This window comes from Lacticaseibacillus camelliae DSM 22697 = JCM 13995 (assembly GCF_001436615.1).
Classification (GTDB): domain Bacteria; phylum Bacillota; class Bacilli; order Lactobacillales; family Lactobacillaceae; genus Lacticaseibacillus; species Lacticaseibacillus camelliae.
The window spans coordinates 1-276 of sequence record NZ_AYZJ01000057.1; the positions used below are offsets into that span (position 1 = coordinate 1).

Sequence of the window (276 nt, forward strand, 5' to 3'; positions counted from 1 at the left end):
TGCGATAATCCCTTTGCGGTTGTCAGATGAAATATCATAATTCCTCTGACAATCATGGAGGGATATTTGTATGCCTAGATCAAGATATACAGCAGAGGAAAAGCTTGCCTTTCTGGAGGAATTTGCACAGTCGGGCATTAGCTCGAAGACGTTTGAGCATCAGCATGGTCTTAGCGAGCACATTCTTGCACGGTGGCGGGAGCGATACGCGCGTGATGGGCTTGAAGGCCTCAGTGAAGCTAGGAAGAATAAGCACTATACATCATCGCTCAAACT

The 276-nt window shown here is 46.7% G+C and carries 1 protein-coding gene; it reads left to right on the forward strand.

Annotated elements, in window-relative coordinates; all coding sequences use genetic code 11:
* Positions 1 to 70: 70 nt before the first annotated feature.
* A partial coding sequence (locus FC75_RS09140; RefSeq protein ID WP_156403606.1) for a transposase occupies positions 71 to 276 on the forward strand: 206 nt, incomplete at its 3' end.